The sequence below is a fragment of the Isoptericola sp. NPDC060257 genome, assembly GCF_042726645.1.
Taxonomy (GTDB): Bacteria; Actinomycetota; Actinomycetes; order Actinomycetales; family Cellulomonadaceae; genus Isoptericola; species Isoptericola nanjingensis.
Genome location: NZ_JBHXAW010000368.1, coordinates 1 through 3487 on the forward strand (window position 1 = coordinate 1; position 3487 = coordinate 3487).

The 3487-nt window shown below is 72.9% G+C and carries 2 protein-coding genes; both read left to right on the plus strand.

Annotation, left to right across the window (positions count from 1 at the left end):
• Window positions 1–174 precede the first annotated feature (174 nt).
• Window positions 175–1842, plus strand: coding sequence for a glycoside hydrolase family 13 protein (locus ACFWEK_RS20060; RefSeq protein ID WP_430555187.1), 1668 nt, complete (start codon window positions 175–177; stop codon window positions 1840–1842).
• 85 nt (window positions 1843–1927) lie between these two features.
• Window positions 1928–3322 (plus strand): extracellular solute-binding protein, encoded by a 1395-nt coding sequence (locus ACFWEK_RS20065; RefSeq protein WP_430555188.1) that lies wholly within the window; start codon window positions 1928–1930, stop codon window positions 3320–3322.
• The last annotated feature ends 165 nt before the right edge of the window (window positions 3323–3487 follow it).

Sequence of the window (3487 nt, forward strand, 5' to 3'; positions counted from 1 at the left end):
GAGCTGCTCGGGCTCTACGAGGGGACGCCGCTGACCGACGGCCGGCCGTTCCTCTGCGCGCGTCTGTTCGGTGTTGATGTCGCGGTTCGATAACGCTGCTGTCAAGTTCTTGCGCTGTGTGCGTCACATCATTACTGTCCTGCTCATCGACGGCGACGGGGAAGGGGCTCATCGGTGAGCAAGGGGCAGGACGCCGAGTGGTGGCGCAGCGCGGTGATCTATCAGGTCTACCCGCGCTCGTTCGCCGACGGGAACGGCGACGGCACGGGCGACCTCGCCGGGGTGCGGCAGCGCCTCGGGTACCTCCGGGACCTCGGGGTCGACGCGATCTGGTTCACCCCCTGGTACGTGTCGCCGCTGGCGGACGGGGGGTACGACGTCGCGGACTACCGCGCGATCGACCCGCAGTTCGGCACGCTCGCCGAGGCGGAGGCGCTCATCGCCGAGGCCCGCACCCTGGGCATCCGCACGATCGTCGACGTCGTCCCGAACCATGTCTCGGACGAGCACCCGTGGTTCCGTGCGGCCCTCGCCGCCGGCCCCGGGTCGCCGGAGCGCGAGCGGTTCTGGTTCCGGCCCGGCCGGGGGGAGAGCGGCGACGAGCTGCCCACCCGCTGGGTCTCCGACTTCCAGGGCACCACCTGGACCCGCACCACGAACGCCGACGGCACCCCCGGCGAGTGGTATCTGCACCTGTTCGCCCCGTCGCAGCCGGACCTCAACTGGGACCACCCCGACGTGCGCCGCGAGCACGAGGAGATCCTGCGCTTCTGGTTCGACCGCGGCGCCGCCGGCATCCGCATCGACTCCGCCGCGCTGCTCGTCAAGGACCCGGCGCTGCCCGAGGTCCCGGAGCACCCGGGGCCGGGGGAGCACCCGCACGTCGACCGGGACGAGCTGCACGACGTGTACCGGGCCTGGCGGGCGGTGGCCGACTCCTACGACGAGCCGCGCGTGCTGGTCGGCGAGGTGTGGCTGCCGGACACGGACCGCTTCACGCGGTTCCTGCGCCCCGACGAGATGCACACGGCGTTCAACTTCGACTTCATGGCGCGCCCGTGGGACGCCAAGGCGCTGCGCGAGTCGATCACGACGACGCTCGACGCGCACGCCCCCGTCGGCGCACCGGCCACCTGGGTGCTGTCCAACCACGACGTCACCCGGCCGGTGACCCGCTACGGGCGCGCGGACTCGTCGTTCGCGTTCGCGGCCAAGCGCTTCGGCACCCCGACGGACCTCGACCTCGGGCACCGCCGGGCCCGCGCCGCGGCCCTGCTCGTCGCCGCCCTGCCGGGCGCCCTGTACGTCTACCAGGGCGACGAGCTGGGCCTCCCCGAGGTCGAGGACCTGCCGCGCGAGCTCATCCAGGACCCGATGCACGACCGCTCCGGCGGCGTCGACCCCGGCCGCGACGGCTGCCGCGTGCCGCTGCCCTGGACGCGCGGCGGCCGCTCGTTCGGCTTCGGCCCCGACGGCGGCGCTCCGCCCTGGCTGCCGCAGCCGGCGGCGTGGGGCGGGCTGTCGGTCGAGGCGCAGGAGGCGGACCCGGCGTCGACGCTCGCCCTGTACCGCCGGGCGCTCGCGGCCCGGCGTGCCGAGCCCGCCCTGCACCACGGCGGCCTGCGCTGGCTCGACGCCGTCGGCGACGTCCGGGTCGGCGACGCCGTCCTCGCGTTCGCCCGCGGCGACGGCCACGGCGCCGCCGGGCTGGTGTGCGTCGTCAACCTCGGGCCCGAGCCCGTCCCGCTCCCGGCCGGCGCCGACGTCGTGCTGCACAGCGCCGACCCCCGCGAGCCGCTCACGCGGATCGCCACCGACGTCGCGGTCTGGCTCCGCCTGTGAGCCGGCTCGCCTGAACCCTCCTGCCCGCACCGACCAGCTGCACCACCGCGATTCCTTCGACGGTGACATCGACAAGGGAGTGACGATGAAGTCCACACGAAAGCCGGCCGCGCTCGCCCTGGTGGGCGCGCTCACGGCGGGCGCCCTCGCGGCATGCTCCGGCGGGGGCGACCCGCAGGACGAGAGCACGAACTCGGCGGGTCAGGTCACCCTCTCGGTGGTCTCCCTGCTGCCCGGGTCCACCGAGGAGGCGGTCGCCGCCTTCGAGGACCAGGTCGCGGAGTTCGAGAAGGCGAACCCCGACATCGACGTCCAGCCCGAGGAGTACGAGTGGAAGGCGACGACGTTCGCCGCCCAGCTCGCGGGCGGCACGCTGCCCGACGTCTTCGAGATCCCGTTCACCGACGCCCAGGGCCTGGTGGAGAACGGCCAGCTCGCCGACATGGACGCCCAGTTCCGCGCCCTGCCGTACGCCGAGCAGTTCAACCCGACGATCCTCGAGGCCGGCACGGGCGAGGACGGCCACGTGTACGCGATCCCCGCGAAGAACGCCTACCCGGTCGCCCTGCACTACAACCGCCAGCTCTTCGAGTCGGCCGGCCTCGACCCCGACAGCCCGCCGACCACCTGGGATCAGGTGCGCGAGTACGCGAAGAAGATCGCCGACGCCAACCCGGGCGTCGCCGGCTACGCCACGATGACCCAGAACAACACGGGCGGCTGGCAGCTCACGGCGCAGACCGTCGCGCGCGGCGGCCGCACCGTCGAGACCGACGCGGACCAGAAGGCCACGGCGACCCTCGACAACGCGGGCACGAAGGAGACGCTCCAGTTCCTCCACGACCTGCGGTGGGAGGACGAGTCGATGGGCGGGAACTTCCTGCTCGACTGGGGCAGCATCAACCAGGAGTTCGCGGCGGGCCAGGTGGGCATGTTCACCTCGGGCTCGGACATCTACACCTCGCTGGTGCAGACCAACGCCGTCGACCCGGACGCCTACGGCCTCGCGCCGATCCCGCTGTCCGACGCCCCCGAGGCGGCCACGCTCACCGGCGGCACCCTCGCGGGGGTCCCGGCGAACGTGGACGACGGCGTCAAGGACGCCGCGATCAAGTGGATCGACTTCTTCTACCTCAACAAGCTGGTCGACGAGGACCGCGCCGTCGCCGACGCCGAGACCCTCGCCAAGAACGACCAGCCCGTGGGCACGCCCGTCCTGCCGATGTTCTCGAAGGAGCAGTACGAGCTGAACCAGGAGTGGATCGCGGACTACGTCAACGTGCCGCTCGACCAGATGTCGGCGTTCACCGACGCGATGTTCGACCTGCCGCTGGCCGGCGAGCCGTCGCAGAAGACGCAGGAGGTGTACGCGCTGCTCGACCCGGTCGTGCAGGCGGTGCTCACGGACGAGGGCGCGGACATCGACGCCCTGCTCGCCGACGCGAACACGCAGGCCCAGGCGCTGCTCGACCAGGGCTGACCGTGACCGTCACCACCACTCCTCGCGGCGACGTCGCCGCACCCGCGCGGATAGCCCCGGAAGACCGTGTCCCCGCGTACCCACACCTCGCCGTCGCCGGCGATCCGGACGGTCGAGCCCGGCAGCGGACGCCCCACGGTGCCGAAACGGACCCGGCCCGGGGGC